Origin of the sequence: Mesosutterella faecium (assembly GCF_022809315.2) — a bacterium.
Classification (GTDB): Bacteria; Pseudomonadota; Gammaproteobacteria; order Burkholderiales; family Burkholderiaceae_F; genus Mesosutterella; species Mesosutterella faecium.
Genome location: NZ_JAKZJU020000001.1, coordinates 1540809 through 1558164, shown reverse-complemented (window position 1 = coordinate 1558164; position 17356 = coordinate 1540809). Strand labels below are relative to the sequence as shown.

Sequence of the window (17356 nt, the reverse complement as noted above, 5' to 3'; positions counted from 1 at the left end):
GCCGAACCGGCCCGCAGGCAGCCCATGGAAATCATTTTCTGCAAAGGGCCGGGTCAAAGGGACCGGAAAGCGCCACGGGGCTGCGGCGCGGCTTTCGCCGCCCAAAGTCTCAGCAAGGAAGCCGGCCATGAGAATTCTCTCCGAAAACCGCAGGCGTTTTGATCAGGAACGTGCCCACGCGTTCAGCGTTTTCAAAGACAGCGGGGACGCGCCTTCCCTGCTGAGCACGCTCTCGTCCCTCACCGATCAGGCCGTCATGCGCCAGGCCGCCGCCCAGGGGCTGCCCCAGACTCTGGCCCTGGTGGCGGTGGGAGGCTACGGCCGCGCGGAGATGTTCCCCTACTCCGACCTCGACATCCTCGTGCTGGTGCCCGAGCACTGGAGCGAGGAGCAGCGCGCGCCGGTCGGGGTCTTCCTCACTTCGCTCTGGGACCTCGGGCTCACGGTGGGTGGAACGGAAAGGACGGTGCGGGAGTGCCTCGAGGCGAGCAGCGACATCACCGTGGCCACCGCCCTGCTTGAATCCCGCCTGATCGGAGGCAGCAGCGAGCTCTACTCGCAGATGAAAAGCGAGTTCCTCGAGCGGCTCGTCCCCCGGGACTTTTTCCGCGACAAGATGCTGGAGATGCACCAGCGGCACGCGCGCACGGGCGACTCCCCGTATGCCCTCGAGCCCAACGTGAAGGAAAATCCCGGCGGACTGCGGGACCTTCAGGTCTTCGCCTGGATCGCCCGCGCCTCGGGCTTCGGGGACTCGCTCTACGATTTTTCCGTCAACGGCCTCATCACGACCCGCGAGGCCGAGGCCATGCGCCGCTGCCTGATGTTCCTGCAGCGGCTTCGCATCGAGATGCATCTTGCGGCCGGACGGCACGAGGACCGACTCCTTTTTGACCTTCAGAACGCTGTGGCGCGCTCCATGGGCATCGAAGGCTCAGGCGACCTGCGGCCCTCTGAAATGCTGATGAAGGACTACTATCGGAACGCCAAGTCCGTGATCCAGCTCTGCCTGATCCAGCTGCAGGCGCTCTCGGACCGGTTCGCCGGGCGCTCCTCGGCTCCCGCGGTGCCCATCGACGAGGTCTTCCAGGCCCGGGGCGAGGAGCTCGACCTGCGCCGACGGGGCGCCCTGGACGACAGCCTCGTCAATATCCTCCGGGGCTTTTATCTGCGCGCGACGAACCCTCTCGTGCAGCGTCCGTCCATCGGTCTGGTGCGCGAGCTCTGGCACGCCGTCCACAACCCGCACGCCCGGTTTGCGGCCGACGCGCAGAGCCGCTCGGTCTTCCTCAGCATTCTGAAGCTGCCCGCCGGGGTTTACCGGACGCTGCGCGACATGAACACCTGGGGAGTGCTCTCGCTCATCCTGCCCGCCTGGAGCCGGATCGAAGGCCAGATGCAGCATGACCTCTTTCATGTCTACACCGTCGACCAGCACACCATACAGGTGATCCGGGGGCTGCGGCACCTGGTCTACGCCGAGCATGCCCACGAGTTCCCGCTCCTGTCGGAAATCATGGGGGAGCTGCCCGAGACCTGGCGGATCATTGTCGCCGCCCTCTTTCACGACATCGGGAAGGGGCGGGGAGGAAACCATTCGCTGCTCGGAGAGGCCGATGCCCGCGCCTTCTGCGAGGCCTGCGGAATCAGCCGCGAGGACACGGAATTCATCGCGTTTCTCGTGCGCGAGCACCTCACGATGAGCCGCGTCGCGCAGAAGCAGGACATCGCCGATCCCGAAGTCATCAAAGCCTTCGCCTCGGTCGTCAAGAATGCGGAACGGCTCAAGGCCCTTTACCTGCTCACGGTCTGCGACATCCGGGCGACCGGCCCCAAGGTCTGGAACGACTGGAAGGGAGCGCTGCTCGAGCAGCTCTACCGGGCCACGCTCGCCCAGCTCGGCGGAAATCTTCCGACGCGCAGCTCTCTGCTCGAGCTGCGCAAGGCTGCGGCGCTGGACCTCGCCCGCGGCGCTGGCGTCACGACCGAGGAGTGCGAAAAAATATGGGCCTCGCTCGACGTGGCCTACTTCCTGCGGCACTCGGCCGAGGACATTGCCTGGCACGCCTCGGCGCTTTCGTCCTGGACGGGCGCCGGAGCCCTGGTGCGGGCGCGCCCCGCCCCCAGGCTCTCAGGCATCGAAGTTCTCGTCTGCGCGCCGGACCGCGCGGGCCTTTTCACCACGCTGGTGGGCTGCCTGCAGCGGTGCCGCACCTCGGTGCTCGACGCCCGGATCCACACCACCCGCGACGGCCGGGCTCTTGACACCTTCCTCGTCATGGATCTCGGCCGGCGCCCGGATCCGCAGGAGGCCGCGCAGGCCATTGCCGAGACCGTGAGCCGCGCGCTTGCCTCGGACAAGCCTCTGCCGCCGGTGAAGCTCGGCCCCCTTTCGAGACATTCACGGCACTTCCCCATCCGCCCGGTCGTTCTGATCGAGCCCGACGCCCTGGGCAACAGCTGGCTGCTCTCCATCATCTGCAATGACCGGCCCGGCCTGCTCTACACCATCTCGAGCGTGCTCTCCCGCTCGGGCGTCAATCTGCAGACCGCCCGGATCTCCACGCTGGGCGAGCGGGCCGAGGACATCTTCCAAATCGACGGCGCGCCTCTTAAGGATCCTGCCGAATGCCTTAAGATAAGCAGAGAGATTGTAGAGAGCATTGCGCCCGACGCGGCGCCGCTCCCGCAGGAGGGGAAAAAGCCCGGTTCTTTTCCCCAGCCAGAGGAACCACATTCATGACTCAGCCAGAAACTCTCGCGGTTTTCGCCGACACCAGCTTCGAGGACGCTTTTGCAAAAATCGCGCCGCTGTTCAAGGAAAAAAGCGGCTGCACGCTTCAGCTCACCTTCGGTCAGTCCGGCGCCCTCCGGACTGACATCGAGGGGCTTATGCCCTGCGACGTCTTCTGCTCCGCGGACGAAGCCTCTCCGGCCGCGCTTCAGAAAGCCGTGAAAGCCCATGAGCTCTTTGCCTTTGCAGGCAACCGGCTGGTTGTCGCCACACGCAGCGAACGCCGTTTCCAGAATCAGGACTGGGCGGAGATTCTCTGCGATCCTTCCACGACGATCGGCATGAGCACTCCGCGCGTTTCGCCCGAAGGCGACTGGGCCGCCCTGCTTTTCAAAAACATCGCCAGGGCGCTCCCCGGGCGGCTGGGCTCGCGCATTGTCGGCCAGCACGCCGTGGCGCTGATCGGGGGCAACCACACCGACGAGCAGCTCGATCGGGAGACCGGGGCGCATTTCATGCTCAGCCATGAAGGCATCGACGCCGCGGTGGTGTTTGAAAGCGCCTCGGAGCGCATGAAGGCCGAAGGCCTGATGCTGCATCCCATCCCAGACAGCGTCTGCCCGAAGATCGTCTGCTGGGGCTGCTTCCCCAGAACAGGCAAGGCGCCCGGATCGCTCAAAAAAGAGCTGGAGGCTCTGCTGCTTTCTCCTGAAGGGCAGACGCTCCTGCAGGGCTGCGGCTTCCTGCCCGCCCCCGCAAACGCCTGAGACCGCAGGCGCGGGCCGCGGTCTAAGCCCCCCCTTTCCTCTGAAGGGGGGACTCACCTTTCCGTGCGCCGGAAGGGCTTCCGGGCTCTCTCCACGGTCAGGGACGCATCAGGTGCCACAGCACGCCGGCCGCACAAAGCCAGAATAAAACAGCGCTGATGCGGTTGAGCCACCAGCTGAAGCGCGGCCCCCTCAGATAGCGGCCCGCAAAGCAGGCGGTGTAGCTGTAGGCAAGATGGACCAGAAGGCAGATCAGCACGTAAAGCGCTGACAGCAGGGCGGCCTGCGGCCCGTAGGGCGCGCTGCGGCTGATGAAGGGGGGCATCAGCGAAAGAAGAAAAACAATCAGCATCGGGTTCGACACCTGCAGCACGGCGGCGCTCGGAATCACCCGCCGCACAGGACTCTGGCGGGAAGCCGCAGACAGGCTGCCGGCCTGCCCGAGCCGCGCGAGATCCACCGCCGGCGCCTTCCAGTTTTTCCATCCCAGCCAGACCAGCACCAGCGCGCCGCCCGCCTGCATCGCCGTGAAGGCAAGGCCGTTGGCCGCTATGACCGCCCCGAGCCCGGTGGCCGACACGGCCGACATGAAGGCCACGCCGAGCGCATTGCCCACGGGAGAGCGCCAGGCGTTGCTCTTTCCGAACCGAAAGGCGTTGCTCACGGTGTAGAGCACGCCCGCCCCGGGCGTGAGGCAGGTGATCAGCGCCACAAAGGCATACATCAGAAGACTGTTTGACATGCTGGTGATTCGTTTTCATTCGATATACGCAATATTTTATTGGTCATTAAAATAAACAGTGAACCAAAATTTATTGCACATAAGCAAAGAAACCGAATCACTCCTCCCCTGGAGACGCCATGATCGTCAAACGCTTCGACTACCGCCTGATCAGGCAGCTGCTGCTTTTTGCCGTCGTCGTCGAGGAGAAAAGCATCCGCCGGGCCGCCAAAAGGCTAGCCATGTCCCAGCCGCCGCTGTCGGCCCAGCTCGACGAGCTCGAGGCGAGGCTCGGCATGAAGCTGCTGCAGAGAAATGCGCGCGGCGTCACCCCGACTCAGGCAGGCGAGGCGATGATGCCTGACGTGCTGCGCCTGATCGGCGAGGCGGAGAAGCTCGACTATTCCGTGCGGCAGATCCGCGAGGGCCAGTGCGGCGTGCTCAATGCGGGCGCCGTTCTGGAGGCCATGCTGGGGTGGGTGCCTCAGTTCCGCTACCGGCTGAAGAAGGCCATGCCGGGCCTTGCCCTTTACACCAAGGAAATCGACTCAGGAGACGCGGAGTCCGAGCTGCTCTCGGGCAGGATCGCCTTCGCGTCCGGCTATTTCGGGCGTCCCCGCAGCCCTTTCATCCAAAGGGCGCTTCTGTTCAGGGAGAAACCGGTCGCCCTGCTTCCTCTGGACCACCGTCTGGCAGGCCGGGGCCGCATCCGGCTCGCGGACCTTTCCGGCGAGGAGTTCGTTCTGCCGGCGCGCAGCATTTCGCCCTTTTTCGTAGACTCGCTCATCGGCGCCTGCAGAACTGCTGGATTTGACCCCCGGATCCGCCATGAGGTCAGCACGACCATGCGGGAGATGGCCTATGTGGGCTGCGGCCAGGGCATCGGGCTGGTTCCCGCCTTTTTCACGCGCATGGTGCCCCCTTCGGTCAAAGCCGTGCACCTGTCCGACGTGGGTCCGGTGATAGAGCTCTCGGCCGCCTGGTGCGAAGACCGGCAGACTCCGCTTTCCCGCCGCGCCCTCGCCCTGATCCAGGCCGCCCCTGAGAGGCCTTGATCCGCGGGCCGCGGCAAGGCCCGAGAGGGAAAAAGGAAGGGAAGCTCCGCGCTTCGGGCCTCAGCCTGCCGCCCTGACCCGCGGGTCTCGGGCAGCGGTCCGCCCCGCAGGGCTTATTTACGTCTGGCGATTTTCCGGAAGGTGTCCTCATCCACCAGAATGACCGAGTCCTTGAACTCCGGGGAGGGATTCGGTCTGCCGGGCCGCCTGCCCTGCGGAGCCGGCACGGGCAGGCCCTTTACAGCCTGCGTTCCTCCGAGTCTGCCCTCAAGGTAGGCCTTCTCAAGCTTGGAGGCCCGGGGCTTGCGCCCGCTCCTGCTGCGCACCAGCCGCTTCAATGAGGAGACTCCTTTCGACGACTTCTCAACAAGCCAGATTTCATCGCGCCGGAGCTCCTTGAAGCCCAGCAGCGAGGAGTCCTGGGTTGAAAACAAAAGCTGCGCCCCACGGGGATTGTCCTGAGCGCTCGCAAAAAGCCGCACGATCTCTCGCGTGAGCAGCGGATGAAGGCCGGCGTTCAGCCCGTCGGCCACAAGGACGCCTCCCCGCAGCAGCACATCGCGCAGCACAAAGTAAAGCGAAACCATGCGGCGGGTGCCGGCCGACTCCTCGCTCACCGGCAGCTGCAGATCACGGCCTGAGCCGCCAGTGCCGTGCCTGATCAGAAGACGGGCGGCCTTCCGGCCCGCCTTGGCCGGCTCGACGCTGCAGCCGGTCACCGAAGCGTCGAAAGAAGCGAGGAAATTCGCGAGATTCGAGCGGGCCTGCAGCGTGCGCAGACGCCGCCCAAAATCCGTCGGGAGCTCCGCGCCCTCCTCCGAATTCACAAATCGGAAGCCTCCCAGCAGATTACGGAAGCCCCGGATTCTGGGATCCCGGACGGAAGAGAGGGCGGACATCATCGTCTCGCGGCGGATCACGCCGGAAAGCGCCGCCTGGGCCGCGGCCGGCGTGAGCCCGGTGAGCTCCAGCGCATCGTCGGACCGGGAGAAAACAAGCTCCCAGCCGCCGCTCTCCTTCACCTCCAGGCTCTCAGCGCAGACGCCCTTCGCATCCAGGCTCAGCCCGTAGCGGTAGCGGGTCCCCGCGGGATCGGCCAGCTCGAGCTCAAAGCCCGATTCCCCGGCTTCATCCCCTCCGCTCAAAAGGCTGGGCTCGGCCACCGGGTACTGGAAGCGCCCTTCGCCGAGGGCTCCCTCAACGGCCACGGCAAGCGCCCGAATCAGGTTGGACTTCCCGCTGCCGTTGCCTCCGAACAGGGCCGCAGCAGGCAGCACGCCAGAGCGGCTGAGCGCATGCCCTTCCCGGGCCTCCGGCAGCCGGGAGGACGCGGTCAGAACCAGCTTCGCATCCTTGCTGTAGGAACGGAAATTTCGAAACGCAAAACGGCGCAGCATGAGAATTCATCCTCAGAAACGGACTTCTCCGGAGAAAAATCTTAGAAAAATGAAATGGCCTGGATTAAAGCCCTGAAACTTCAGCCGGGATCGCGCGGACCCTGGCTGAAGCTATAAGCGGTCACTCAGAGATCAAAGCCCCTGCCGATCATGTAGAAGCGCCCGCCCTGCACATAATGAATCGTGCGCCAGGCGCGGCCGGCCTTCCGGAAATGCCAGTGCCGGCCGTCAAACACCCGGTCGTCCGCCCAGGCCGCCACCGCTTCGCCAATGAACAGATCATATTTTTTCTGATTCTGAGGTTCGGGGATGAGCCGGCAGACGATCCAGGCGTTGCAGCCCTTGAGGAACGGGCGGCCCAGGCCCTCCGGGTCAAAGAACTTCGCGCCGCAGTGCTCGAGCTTGTCCGGATCATCATGGGCGGATACGGACCCCAGGGCAAAGGCGACGGGAGCCGTCTTCACATTCGGGATCTGAATGATGAACTCCCCCTTGGGCTGCCGCTCGAGGATCTCGCGCGTCTTGTGCGTCTTGTCGAGGACAACCGTGAGCTTTGTGGGATTCATGTCCAGATTGCAGCACCAGGCCGCGGCCATGGCATCCGTCTCCTTCCCGTCGGTGGCTGAAATCACAATGGTCTCGCCCAGGTTGAGCAGTCTCAGAGTGCCTTCATTCAAATCGATCGGCTTAATGTGCTTCATGTAATTTGCCATTTTTTCCCCTCCGCCCTTAGCAGGCTTGTAGTGCATAGTACTTAGAACATAGTAATGCAAATGCAGAATTTCAAGACCCCCTCGGGCCTTGACGCAGAGCTTCAGGGCCTTCATCCGCGGTAAAACTCCTGCATCCGGGCCGGGACTGCGCTGATCAGCCAGAAGGCAAAGTTTTCCGCCACCTTCTGAGCGAGCAGGTGCCTCGCCCGCCTCGTTGAGCGCCGGGACAGGGTTTCCTCGAGCCGCCTCAGGCAGGCCCTGTAGTCCCTTTTTTCCTCGCGCCCCGAAGAGGCGGCGTGAAACAGCCAGTACTGCGCCGGCAGCGACACCGTGAGCTCGCCCTGGCGGAGCCTTTCCAGCAAAGGCACTCCGCGGCCCGTGGCGCAGACCGCATAGGAGGCCGCCTCCGAAAACAGGCTCGTGAACGCCGTGACGCCGGCTCTTTCAAGCCCCTGAGCCAGCGGAACGGCCGCGAGCATGGCGTCCGCCACTCTTGAAAGCTCTCCGCTTTTAACGGCTGCATTAAGCAGCGGCTCCACCGACTGTCCGAAGGCCGCGAGGAGCTCTGTTCTGCGGAAAGACTCACAGACCCAGGTCCGCGGCAGCCCCTCGGAGTCCCAGCAGCCGGTCTGGTCGCCGACGGCGCGCCGGCGTATGAATTCCAGATAGGAAGCGAGCGAGGGACGGCCGTCGTCCTCCAGCCAGAGCGTGGGGATGGGGCGGGCCGGCGCGCCCTGCGTCGGAAACTCCGGCTGGACGGAAAGGGGCGCGGTCTGGTCCTCCGGCTGCGTCTCGAGCAGAAAGGCGGGCTCGTTGCCCAGAAGGGAAAGCGCCGGAGACACCCGCCCGGCAGGCATCAGCCTGACGAGCACGGGGCGGTGAAGCGCCCTGATCCGCCGGGCTGAAACGCCCAGAAATCCCGCATCCTCCAGAAGGCGCCTGCGGTAGTCCTCCGCCCTGCCCCCGCGGTAAGCCTCATCAAGCCCCACGGCTCTGAGGAAACCGGAAACCACGAGAAGCGGCAGCTCAGCGGAGTAAAGGCTGCGGCCCGGGGAGAAGAGATCCTCGGACACCGGCCTTGATATGAGCCTTTCGGACTCGACCACGGCGTAGCGCACAGGGATGCGCTCGCCGCCCGGCGTCACAAGAAAATCCTCGATGCCCGTGAGGCTGGGCGGCACCCTGCCGCAGGAAGCAAGCGGAGCGCCCGTGCCGAGAAGCCGCGAGAAGCTGAGGGCTGCGTAGGAAGGCCCCGCGGCCACGGACTGAACGACCGCGCGGCGCTCGGGCGAGTCCGCCTCCGGCACCGGCATCTGCATGCCGGGCGGCAGCGGCTCCTCAAAATCGCGCTGCTTCAGCCTCTCCAACGCACCTTCTGCCATGCCGCCCCCTGCGACTGCTGCTCAAACCGCCAATAAAAATCCCGGCGGACTGCCGGGCGGCTGTATTTTCCCATATTTAAAGGCCCCCTGCGGAAAAACTTCGCAGGGGGCTCAAAAAGCCTGCTGATCAGGCCTCAGGCTGCGTCAGAAGGAGTGCGACAGACCCGTGTAGACGGAAGTCGTCTGCAGCTTGGCGCCGAAATCCTTCGCCTTGGCCTGGCTGTAGCGGGCGCCCGCGTAGACCGAGGTCCGCTTCGAAAGCGGATAGGCGTAGCGGACGGAAGCGCCGAAGTAGGTGAGATCCGCGTCTTTCAGACCCTGGGTGGACTTCGCCTTGGAGTCCACGTAGTAGAGGGCGCCCGTGAGGTCGCCGCCGGCCACCGGGAAAATCGCGCCGAGATGCGCTCCCCAGCCTTCGAGCCCCTTGTCGTAGGAGCCCAGCACGTCGTCGGCATCGACGCCGTAAGCATCGGTCAGAGACTCGCCGCCCGCGGCCGACAGATCCCAGCCCTTGAAATACTGCCCGAGGAGGAAGACCTGGGCCACGTTTTCAAAGTTGTAATTGAAGCCCAGATTGACGAGCTGGCCGTTCTTCGAAAGAGGAGAGGCGGCGTCGCCCGCGCTCGCGCGGTTGAGGTACTCGTAGGCGAGGACAGCCTGGAAATGGCCCTTCTCGTAGTTCAGGGCGCCGCCGAAGTAGCGGTCCACCATCGAGGTGTTCTCGCGGCTGCTGTTGGAGACCTGGTCGGCGTTAAAGGAATACATGAGAGTCGCCTTGAAGCCGGCGAACGAAGGAGTCTGGTACACAAGGGCGTTGTCCAGAGTGGGAGCCGCGGCCAGGCCGAAGGCGTCCCCGTCGCCGCCGTCGTAGGCGTCGCCCACGAGATACACCATGTCATAGGTGCCCACGGCGGCCGAGAGCGCGCCCAGGCGGCCCGCCGACAAAGTGCCGTAGCGTCCGGAGACGGAAACCTGAGCCTCGCGGTCGAAGAGCCGGTCGTCCGTGCGGGTGCCGTCGTCCGAGTTATAGGAATTCTCGAGCTTGAAGGACACTTCGGCATCCCCAATCTTCTCAGTGCCCGTCAGTCCCCAGAGCGAGGTGTCTTTCTGCCCCGTTTCCATGCTGACGGTATTGGTCGAGTCCATGCCGTCGGCCTTCTGGTGCTGATACTGCAGCCCGGTGTCGATCGTGCCGTAGAGCGTCACCGAAGCGGCGGAAGCGGCGCCCGAAAAAGCCGCGAGCATCGCTGCGGCTAGCAAAGTCTTCTTCATGTTTCTGCCTTTTTTATTAAACGAAAATTGCAGCGCAACAAATATTAATGAAAATTACTTTCATTTTCAACCGATCTCTGGCACGCCGACGAAGCCCTTGCCAGTGCGCTGAGCGGGCCTGACAATGAAGCGAATCGATTTTTTCTGCCGGAACCCCCTTTATGCACCGATTCGACTACAGGCTGATTCGCCAGATGCTGATTCTTGCCGCCGTTGCCGACAGCGGCAGCTTCAGCCGCGCCTCCCGCCTTCTTGCCATTTCGCAGCCGCCGCTCATCTCCCAGATCAACGAGCTCGAGTCCCGGCTGCGGGTCCGCTTCCTCATCCGCGGCCGCACCGGGGTCAGGCTCACCCCGGCGGGCGAGGCGCTGATGCCGGAAATTGAAGCGCTGGTCTCCCAGGCCGAGGCGCTGGACTATTCCGCCAGAACCATCTCAGACAAGACCCGCGGGGTGATCCGAATCGGGGCCGTCTACGAGGCCATGACGGACATTGTCCCGCACATTCTGCAGGATGCGGCAGCCGCTTTGCCCGATGTCTCCGTTTTCACCGAGGAAATTGATTCATCCGAGGCGGAATACAAGCTGTCCCAAAATGAACTGCACCTCGCCATCGGGCGTTTCGAGAGATTCAAAAACAAGGATTTGAAGCTTCGGGCGCTGCTGCGCGAAAAGCCCGTGCTCATCGTGCCGTCCTCCGACGCCGCCAGCGGGGCCGCCTCCGTCCGCCTGAGCGATCTGGCCGACCGGGACTGGATTGTGACCGGCAGAGACAAAAGCCCCGATTACGGGGACCGAATCACCGGGTTCTTCCGAGCCGCCGGCTTTTCTCCCAGAGTCCGCTTCACGGTGGACTCCATCGCGCGCCAGATCGCGTTTGTGTGCTGCAGGCTGGGAGTGGCGCTCGTGCCCGAAAGCAGCGCGCGAACTCTGCCCGGGGCCGTCCGCGCCGTTCCTTTGTCGGAGGGCGGGTTCGAGCTCGTGATCAGCGCCGCGTGGAACGAGCGCTGCCCCGACTCCGTTTTAAAAAAATTACTCGCCCTTCTCCCGAAAGCCTGAAGCCCCGCGTCGGGCTTTGGCAGGCGCAGTAAACTTGCCGCACCGGACCGGCGCCGCCGGCTGACGTTTTTTCTTACCAGGGAAGTCTGAGCAACATGGAAAGCATGAATGAGCTGTTTTACCGGGACCCCTACTGCCGCTCCTTTTCAGCTGAGGTCGTGAGCTGCACCGAGGGCAGCAAGGGCTATGAGATCGTCCTGAACGACACCGCCTTTTATCCCGAGGGAGGCGGCCAGCCTGCCGACCATGGGAAAATCGGCGAGGCCGTGATCAATGACGTCCGCCGCAACGGCGACGTCATCATTCACTTTGCAGACCGCCCGCTCACGCCCGGAATGACCGTCAAGGCTGAACTGGACTGGCCGCGCCGCTTTGACAACATGCAGAACCACACGGGAGAGCATATGTTCTCCGGTCTGGTTCACCGCCGCTTCAAATACGACAATGTCGGGTTCCACATGGACGAGGACGTCATCACGGTGGATTTCAACGGTCCCATCGGCGAGGAGGACCTGCGGCAGCTTGAAAAGGAAACCAACGAGGCCATTGCCGCCGGAATCAGCGTTCAGACGCTCTTTCCCAGCCCGGAAGCGCTTTCGCAGATGGACTACAGAAGCAAAAAGGAACTGAAGGGCAAAGTCCGCATCGTGGACATCCCGGGCGTTGACCGCTGCGCCTGCTGCGGCACGCATGTGAAGAACACGAGCGAAGTCGGAATCTTCAAGATCCTCGGGGCCATGAAGCACCGCGGCGGCACCCGCGTCGAATTCGTCTGCGGGGCCAGAGCCCTGCGCGACTATACGCTCAAGGTCGAGCAGGCGCGCCAGGTCTCTCAGCTTCTTTCCGTGAAGCCCAACGCCACCGCTGCGGGAGTGGTCAAGGTGCTGAAGGAAGTGCAGGAGCGCGACGAGAGGATCGCGGCTCTCAACGAGCGCTATTTCCGCCTCCGGGCAGAGACCCTGCAGGCCGATGGCCCGCTTCTGGTGGACGTGGAGGAAGGGCTGTCCCCGCTTGAATGCAGGAAATTCTGCGGCCTTCTCGCCGAAAGCTTCAAGTCCGGCGCCGTCGCAGTGCTTTCCCCCTCCGGCCCCCAGTCCGAAGGACCCGCCTTCAACTACGTGATCCACAGCGGCGACCCCGAACTGCGGAACGTGAGCAAAACCCTCAACCAGCGGCTCAACGGCCGCGGCGGCGGCAGCGGCGGCTTCGTTCAGGGCTCTTACCGGGCGAGCGAACAGGCCATTCGGGCCGCGCTCTCTGAGGCGTTCAAGGCTTCATGAGCTTTGGCGGCTTCGAATAGACTATCGAGGTTGTAGTTGCAGTATCTGCTTTCACAAACGCTAACTTTTATAAGGATCCCAGCATGACAAACAGCAAGTATGCAGGCACCAAGACTGAAAAGAACCTTCTTGAGGCTTTTGCGGGAGAATCCCAGGCCCGGAACAAATACACTTATTTCGCTTCCGTGGCCAAAAAAGCCGGCTATGAGCAGATTGCCGCCCTCTTCCAAAAAACGGCCGACAACGAAATGGCGCACGCCAAGCTTTGGTTCAGGGAGCTCGGGGGCCTCGGCGACACGGCTGAGAACCTGAAGGCCGCGGCCGAAGGCGAAAACTACGAGTGGACCGACATGTACGACCGGATGGCGCGCGATGCCGAAGAGGAAGGCTTCCCGGAGCTGGCCGCCCGCTTCCGCGGCGTCGCAGCCATTGAGAAAAACCATGAAGAGCGTTACCGCAAGCTGCTCAAAAACGTCGAGGAGAAGAAAGTTTTTGAAAAGAGCGGCGTCACTGTCTGGGAGTGCCGCAACTGCGGCCACATTGTGATCGGGACGAAGGCTCCGGAAGTCTGCCCCGTCTGCATGCACCCCCGCAGCTTCTTCGAAGTGAGAAAAGAGAACTACTGAGCGGCTGCTGAAGGCATAAAAGCCTAAAGCTCTCCTCCCGCAGAAAACCCTGGCCAAAGGGTTTCTGCGGGATTTTTTATGCCCCTGGCAGCCTTTAAGCGAGAGGGAGAGCAGCGCCGGCCTCCCGATTCGCTGTCAGGGGACAGGCGGCCCTGCCCTCAGGGGAAGAGGCTGCTTTGTTGCCAAAAAAGATCCCAGACTGAAAAGCCGCCGCTCAACAGGGGGCCGATCAGCACGCCCATGGACCGCCAGCAGGCCCTCCTGCAGCTTCCATTCGCCCAGGGCCGGCTTCTAAAACAGCCCGGCAGCCCCTCGTTCCCGGAGGCTCTCTTGCGGCAGGCGCCAGAGCTGCCCCTGCCGCAGGGCCAGGAGCCGGATCCCGTATGGTTCAGGATTCACCGCCCCGGCCTGGACACGAAGAATCCCCGACTATGTTTCCAAAATCGGGGATTACAGAAAAGGGAAAGCTTAAAAGCGCCGCTTCGGGCAGCCTGTCAGCGCCGGTCAAAGCGCCTGGCAGAAACCGCGAGAAGCACAGCCGCACCCAGCACGGACTTGGTCACAGCGCCGGCAATAAAAGGCGTCACGCCAAGGGCCATCCCTTTTTCCAGGCCGATGAGCGCAGCCAGCCAGAGGCCGCCGAAAGCGAGGACGAAAAGATTGCCCGCCAGCATCGCCGCAAAGCCTTTAATAAAGCGGCTGCCGTCCCAACCGCGGGAAACCAGCCAGCCGGTCATCATGGCAGCCAGCGGGAAAGACAGCAGGTACCCGCCGGTCGGCCCGAAAAAGCGAGCGATTCCGCCCGCCGCCCCGGGAGCGAACACCGGCAGCCCCAGCGCTCCCTGCAGCAGCCAGCAGGCCACGGTGAGTCCTCCGAGCCTCCATCCAAAGAGCGCCCCAATCACCATCACGGCAAAAGTCTGCATGGTCATCGGCACCGGAACCATGGGCACCGTAATGTAGGAGCCCGCAGTCAAAAGCAGGGATCCAAACAAAACAGCCACGCCCTTGGTGAGCGCATTCTGGGACTCGAGCCAGCGAGTCGAGGCAAGCTTGGTATGCTCCATTCTTTTATTTTCTCCACCGGGTATGCGAAGCGGCCCGAAGCGAGTCTGCAGCAGTGCAAAGACGCCGCCGGGACGCAAAAAAATCCAATCTCCCGACCCCTGCCCACAGCCGCAGGGAAGCCCGAAGACGCAGGGGCCGGGCACGAAAGGCATTTCGTTTTCCGAACGCCCGGCCCCGCCGCTTTGCGGGAACGGGGCGCTCAGGACGTTTTCATTCATTGAAGATCGGCAGCTCCTTCATCAGCTCCGTAAACTTCTCGGACTGGAAGAGCTCGTACTCCATCAAATCGAAGCCGACGATGTCCGTCTCCTTCAGAATTTCCTTGAACAGGACCTTCAGCTTGTCCACGTCGCTCTGAACCTTCTCGGAGATATTGCGCAGATTCTCCTCCCGCAGAATGCCGGAGCGAAGGTCCGCGGCGCCGACCGAATCCAGGTCAACATGCACCGACAGGTGGCGCAGGCCAAGGCTGCGGATCCAGTCGGCGATCTTCCGGCTGTCAGCCTCCAGGGCTTCAGAACCGGCCATGGAGATGCCCTGATGCTGGAACTCGCGGCGGTCTACCGGCGGAATTTCATCGGCCTGCCGGCAGACGTAAAGAATCCGCTCGCGGTCCATGGGCTTGTGGATCAGCCCCGAAAGCTCCTCGCAGCCGCCCGTCAGGGCGTTTGTCACGATGACGCGCTTGCGCCAGAAGCGCTCGGGCGTAATGTGCTCCTGATGGAGGTCCAGCCAGAGCAGGCCGAGATCCTGATACTGCTCGTGCAGATAATCGGTCGAGCACAGGGTGACCGTTCCGTCCGTTGAGAAGGTGATGACGCGGGCCGGCTTCTTTTCATCAAGGATCCGCCGGGTGGCGGCATAGAATCCGCGGAAATCCATCTCCGTGAGCAGGTTCGAGGCCTGCGCGGACATCAGATCCGTGCTGTGGGGTCCGAGCATCGACTCCGGCAAAGGCACTTCGACTGATTCCGACTGATCGCACTGAGGCGCGATCGTGGCAAGCAGCCTGGGGACAAAGCCGGAGCTGGAGCTGGCGCCGTTCTGCCAGTCCGGGAAAATCAAACGTAGCGTCTTGTTATTGAGAGTCATTCGAAGGCCCTTTCTGCGACCGTAAAAGGTGTCATCCAGATACCGCTAATCATATACTAACGCAGGGCGGGGCCGTACCTCCGGGCGGCAGCCCCTCATGGCTTCATGTGCTCTTCGCCCCAGCGCTTGAGCTCCAGAAGAATGGGAATCATGCTGCCGGCGCTCGCCGTGAGACTGTATTCAACCCTCACCGGCATTTCATCGAACTGATGCCGTTCGACCAAGCCGTCGCGCTCCATCTCGCGCAGGCTGTGGGCGAGCATCGTATTCGTAATGCCGTAAATGCGGCGGCGAAGCTCTCCGTAGCGGACAGTCCCCTCGGCGTAAATGACGCAGAGGATCAGGATTTTCCATTTCCCGCCGATGAGATCCAGAACCCTCTTGAGCCCGCAGCCTTCGCCCGCCATGTTCTCGCACGGTGATATGTGTCTGCCCATTTCGTCTCCAGTTCTATTTTTCTGACCAAGTAAGTATATTCTTAATACTTGATATAAATTTTAAACCATATACAATAAAAATATCAAAAGTCACCTTTCCAAAGGGAAAAATCATGGAATACAAATTTGATAAGGACAACTTCCAGTCTGAAGCCCTGGCCAGCAGCATTCCTGTCCTGGTGGACTTCTATGCAGACTGGTGCGGTCCCTGCCAGTTCATGATGCCGGCCGTAAAGGATCTGGCCGATCAGTACGAGGGACGCATTAAAGTCGGCAAAGTCAATGTCGATGAGCAGTCGGAGCTTGCCAGCCAGTTCAACGTGAGGAGCATCCCTTTCTTCGCGCTCATCAAGGACGGAAAAATGGTCGACAGCGTGATGGGAGCCGTCGCCCCTGAGGTTCTCAAGGGAAAAGTGGACGCGCTGCTGAGCGCAGAGGGCTGAGCGCCGCCGCGGCCTTCGGTCCGGACGCCGCAGTCTGCGGCAGAAAAAAACCGTGCGGGAGGATCCCTGCACGGCAAACCGATGAACCGGAGGAGAAACAGATTACAAAATGGGCATGCTCAAGGCTGCTGCAGGCGCCTCCGGAGGCATGCCCGTCCCCGGAGGTCCCGGAAAGCTCTCAGGCCCTGCGGCAGACGTGCGAGCGTTCGTTGTAGATGCCCTCAACGTAAACGTTCTGGTTTTTGTCAACGCTCACAATGCCCAGCACGTTGCGAGGAAGCGGCCGCTCCACCATCCCCTGATTCACGATGTAGTGAATGCCGTTGCGGGCGGAGTAATACCCGCGGTGGTAGTGACCGGAAATGACCGCCAGCACGCGGCCGCTCTTTTCGAGCATTTCAACCACCGACTTGGCATCCCGAATGATGAAATCATCCGGCAGGTTCGGATTCACATCCCAATAATCCAGCAGCTGGTGGGTGAAGACGATCACCGGCTCCTTCCCGCTGGAAAGCTCTTTGCTCAGCCACGCACGCTCCGCATCCGGGATGACGGCCACCTTCCAGTTCAGGTTCCCGCAGGAGTAATGCTCGCCGCGGGCGTTGTTGTAGCAGGCGTCAAGAACGATGTATTTCACGCCGCCGGAGATGAAGCTGTAGTAGGACTTCCCGTTGGCAGGGCCGTGGTTAACCACCGTGCTTAAAAAGTCCTGATAGCTGATCTTGTCAAAGTCATGGTTGCCGCAGACATGGTAGCGGGGGCCGTTAAACCGGCCGAAGGCCGCCTCGACCGTCTGCAGATAGCGCAGGGTCCCTTCCCGGTCGCCATCGTCGTTGCAGTCCTTGAAGTCCCCCAGCTCGATGGCGAAGTCCAGATCGCTCACGTTAAAGAGATCCGTGGCCTGGCGCAGCTTGGCCAGAGAATCGCGGTAAACGCGGATGGAGTCCTCGCTCGGAATCCTGCGCACGGGAGCGACGCAGTAATGAATATCCGTCACGAACCCGAAACGCGAGACGATTTCGCTTCTCGGGGGAAGCTGAATCGCCTCAGAAGTGACCGTTTTGGCAAAAAGGGGCCCTGCGGCGGGCGCGATCAGGGCGCCCAGAGCAGACTGGATAAACAGACGACGTTTCATTTTTCTCTCTAACGGCCTTCCCTGGTTTTCGCTGAGCCGGTTCTGGAAGGCCTTCCAAACCGGCCGCTTTTCACTTGAGCCAAATGTTAGAGAGAGGGTGTGACAGCCCCATAAAGCATTAATGACAAAGTAATGACGGGGATGCGGGCCGCCTGAATTCCACAGGCTGGAAGAAA

16 protein-coding genes are annotated in these 17356 nt (G+C 62.4%); 7 read left to right on the top strand and 9 right to left on the bottom strand.

What is annotated here, in order from left to right:
- Window positions 1–127 precede the first annotated feature (127 nt).
- Both glnD and MUN46_RS07185 read left to right on the top strand, forming a co-directional pair.
- Window positions 128–2743 carry a [protein-PII] uridylyltransferase gene (gene glnD / locus MUN46_RS07190; protein WP_243377399.1) on the top strand — a complete coding sequence of 872 codons (2616 nt, stop codon included), beginning with the start codon at window positions 128–130 and terminating at the stop codon, window positions 2741–2743.
- Window positions 2740–3501 carry a substrate-binding domain-containing protein gene (locus tag MUN46_RS07185; RefSeq protein WP_243377398.1) on the top strand — a complete coding sequence of 254 codons (762 nt, stop codon included), beginning with the start codon at window positions 2740–2742 and terminating at the stop codon, window positions 3499–3501. Before glnD ends, MUN46_RS07185 begins: the two co-directional genes overlap by 4 nt.
- 97 nt (window positions 3502–3598) lie before the next feature.
- Here the strand turns inward: MUN46_RS07185 and MUN46_RS07180 are convergent, their stop codons facing one another.
- Window positions 3599–4243 (bottom strand): LysE family translocator, encoded by a 645-nt coding sequence (locus MUN46_RS07180; protein ID WP_243377397.1) that lies wholly within the window; start codon window positions 4241–4243, stop codon window positions 3599–3601.
- 119 nt (window positions 4244–4362) lie between these two features.
- On the opposite strand from MUN46_RS07180, the gene MUN46_RS07175 reads away from it, so the two are divergent.
- The gene (locus MUN46_RS07175; protein ID WP_243377396.1) at window positions 4363–5277 is read left to right on the top strand and encodes a LysR family transcriptional regulator; all 915 of its coding nucleotides are present in this window, start codon (window positions 4363–4365) and stop codon (window positions 5275–5277) included.
- A gap of 113 nt (window positions 5278–5390) precedes the next feature.
- Here MUN46_RS07175 and MUN46_RS07170 read toward each other — a convergent pair whose 3' ends face one another.
- The 4 genes from MUN46_RS07170 to MUN46_RS07155 all read right to left on the bottom strand — a co-directional run bounded on the left by MUN46_RS07170 (window position 5391) and on the right by MUN46_RS07155 (window position 10041).
- A complete protein-coding gene (locus MUN46_RS07170; RefSeq protein ID WP_243377395.1) occupies window positions 5391–6674 on the bottom strand; it encodes an AAA family ATPase in 1284 nt (427 codons plus the stop codon).
- Window positions 6675–6799: 125 nt separating this feature from the next.
- The gene (locus MUN46_RS07165) at window positions 6800–7387 is read right to left on the bottom strand and encodes a flavin reductase family protein (RefSeq protein ID WP_243377394.1); all 588 of its coding nucleotides are present in this window, start codon (window positions 7385–7387) and stop codon (window positions 6800–6802) included.
- A 110-nt stretch (window positions 7388–7497) separates the two neighbouring features.
- Window positions 7498–8769: a hypothetical protein gene (locus tag MUN46_RS07160; protein ID WP_243377393.1), complete on the bottom strand. Its 1272-nt coding sequence runs from the start codon at window positions 8767–8769 to the stop codon at window positions 7498–7500.
- 144 nt (window positions 8770–8913) lie between these two features.
- A complete protein-coding gene (locus MUN46_RS07155; protein ID WP_243377392.1) occupies window positions 8914–10041 on the bottom strand; it encodes a porin in 1128 nt (375 codons plus the stop codon).
- Between the two features lie 161 nt (window positions 10042–10202).
- Here MUN46_RS07155 and MUN46_RS07150 point away from each other — a divergent pair, with 161 nt between their 5' ends.
- The 3 genes from MUN46_RS07150 to rbr all read left to right on the top strand — a co-directional run bounded on the left by MUN46_RS07150 (window position 10203) and on the right by rbr (window position 13005).
- Complete coding sequence (locus MUN46_RS07150) at window positions 10203–11099, top strand: LysR family transcriptional regulator (RefSeq protein ID WP_243377391.1); 897 nt, start codon at window positions 10203–10205, stop codon at window positions 11097–11099.
- A 95-nt stretch (window positions 11100–11194) separates the two neighbouring features.
- Complete coding sequence (locus tag MUN46_RS07145) at window positions 11195–12379, top strand: alanyl-tRNA editing protein (RefSeq protein ID WP_243377390.1); 1185 nt, start codon at window positions 11195–11197, stop codon at window positions 12377–12379.
- A gap of 83 nt (window positions 12380–12462) precedes the next feature.
- On the top strand, window positions 12463–13005 hold the full coding sequence (rbr, locus tag MUN46_RS07140) for a rubrerythrin (RefSeq protein ID WP_243377389.1): 543 nt from the start codon (window positions 12463–12465) through the stop codon (window positions 13003–13005).
- 494 nt (window positions 13006–13499) lie between these two features.
- On the opposite strand, the gene MUN46_RS07135 is transcribed toward rbr, so the two are convergent.
- The 3 genes from MUN46_RS07135 to MUN46_RS07125 all read right to left on the bottom strand — a co-directional run bounded on the left by MUN46_RS07135 (window position 13500) and on the right by MUN46_RS07125 (window position 15602).
- Window positions 13500–14072, bottom strand: coding sequence for a biotin transporter BioY (locus MUN46_RS07135; RefSeq protein WP_243377388.1), 573 nt, complete (start codon window positions 14070–14072; stop codon window positions 13500–13502).
- Between the two features lie 211 nt (window positions 14073–14283).
- The gene (locus MUN46_RS07130; RefSeq protein ID WP_243377387.1) at window positions 14284–15165 is read right to left on the bottom strand and encodes an arginase family protein; all 882 of its coding nucleotides are present in this window, start codon (window positions 15163–15165) and stop codon (window positions 14284–14286) included.
- 95 nt (window positions 15166–15260) lie between these two features.
- The gene (locus MUN46_RS07125) at window positions 15261–15602 is read right to left on the bottom strand and encodes a winged helix-turn-helix transcriptional regulator (RefSeq protein ID WP_243377386.1); all 342 of its coding nucleotides are present in this window, start codon (window positions 15600–15602) and stop codon (window positions 15261–15263) included.
- Between the two features lie 113 nt (window positions 15603–15715).
- Between MUN46_RS07125 and trxA the strand changes: the two genes are divergently transcribed.
- Window positions 15716–16045, top strand: coding sequence for a thioredoxin (trxA, locus tag MUN46_RS07120; protein WP_243377385.1), 330 nt, complete (start codon window positions 15716–15718; stop codon window positions 16043–16045).
- 178 nt (window positions 16046–16223) lie between these two features.
- Here trxA and MUN46_RS07115 read toward each other — a convergent pair whose 3' ends face one another.
- The gene (locus tag MUN46_RS07115; protein ID WP_243377384.1) at window positions 16224–17180 is read right to left on the bottom strand and encodes a metallophosphoesterase; all 957 of its coding nucleotides are present in this window, start codon (window positions 17178–17180) and stop codon (window positions 16224–16226) included.
- Between the last annotated feature and the right edge of the window lie 176 nt (window positions 17181–17356).

What these genes read in the sequence shown, in the direction of transcription:
- MUN46_RS07155 (WP_243377392.1), bottom strand. Translation starts at nt 10,041, where the DNA reads ATGAAGAAGACTTTGCTAGCCGCAGCGATGCTCGCGGCTTTTTCGGGC.
- MUN46_RS07150 (WP_243377391.1), top strand. Translation starts at nt 10,203, where the DNA reads ATGCACCGATTCGACTACAGGCTGATTCGCCAGATGCTGATTCTTGCC.
- MUN46_RS07165 (WP_243377394.1), bottom strand. Translation starts at nt 7,387, where the DNA reads ATGGCAAATTACATGAAGCACATTAAGCCGATCGATTTGAATGAAGGC.
- MUN46_RS07135 (WP_243377388.1), bottom strand. Translation starts at nt 14,072, where the DNA reads ATGGAGCATACCAAGCTTGCCTCGACTCGCTGGCTCGAGTCCCAGAAT.
- MUN46_RS07130 (WP_243377387.1), bottom strand. Translation starts at nt 15,165, where the DNA reads ATGACTCTCAATAACAAGACGCTACGTTTGATTTTCCCGGACTGGCAG.
- MUN46_RS07180 (WP_243377397.1), bottom strand. Translation starts at nt 4,243, where the DNA reads ATGTCAAACAGTCTTCTGATGTATGCCTTTGTGGCGCTGATCACCTGC.
- MUN46_RS07185 (WP_243377398.1), top strand. Translation starts at nt 2,740, where the DNA reads ATGACTCAGCCAGAAACTCTCGCGGTTTTCGCCGACACCAGCTTCGAG.
- MUN46_RS07170 (WP_243377395.1), bottom strand. Translation starts at nt 6,674, where the DNA reads ATGCTGCGCCGTTTTGCGTTTCGAAATTTCCGTTCCTACAGCAAGGAT.
- MUN46_RS07175 (WP_243377396.1), top strand. Translation starts at nt 4,363, where the DNA reads ATGATCGTCAAACGCTTCGACTACCGCCTGATCAGGCAGCTGCTGCTT.
- glnD (WP_243377399.1), top strand. Translation starts at nt 128, where the DNA reads ATGAGAATTCTCTCCGAAAACCGCAGGCGTTTTGATCAGGAACGTGCC.
- MUN46_RS07115 (WP_243377384.1), bottom strand. Translation starts at nt 17,180, where the DNA reads ATGAAACGTCGTCTGTTTATCCAGTCTGCTCTGGGCGCCCTGATCGCG.
- MUN46_RS07145 (WP_243377390.1), top strand. Translation starts at nt 11,195, where the DNA reads ATGGAAAGCATGAATGAGCTGTTTTACCGGGACCCCTACTGCCGCTCC.
- rbr (WP_243377389.1), top strand. Translation starts at nt 12,463, where the DNA reads ATGACAAACAGCAAGTATGCAGGCACCAAGACTGAAAAGAACCTTCTT.
- trxA (WP_243377385.1), top strand. Translation starts at nt 15,716, where the DNA reads ATGGAATACAAATTTGATAAGGACAACTTCCAGTCTGAAGCCCTGGCC.
- MUN46_RS07125 (WP_243377386.1), bottom strand. Translation starts at nt 15,602, where the DNA reads ATGGGCAGACACATATCACCGTGCGAGAACATGGCGGGCGAAGGCTGC.
- MUN46_RS07160 (WP_243377393.1), bottom strand. Translation starts at nt 8,769, where the DNA reads ATGGCAGAAGGTGCGTTGGAGAGGCTGAAGCAGCGCGATTTTGAGGAG.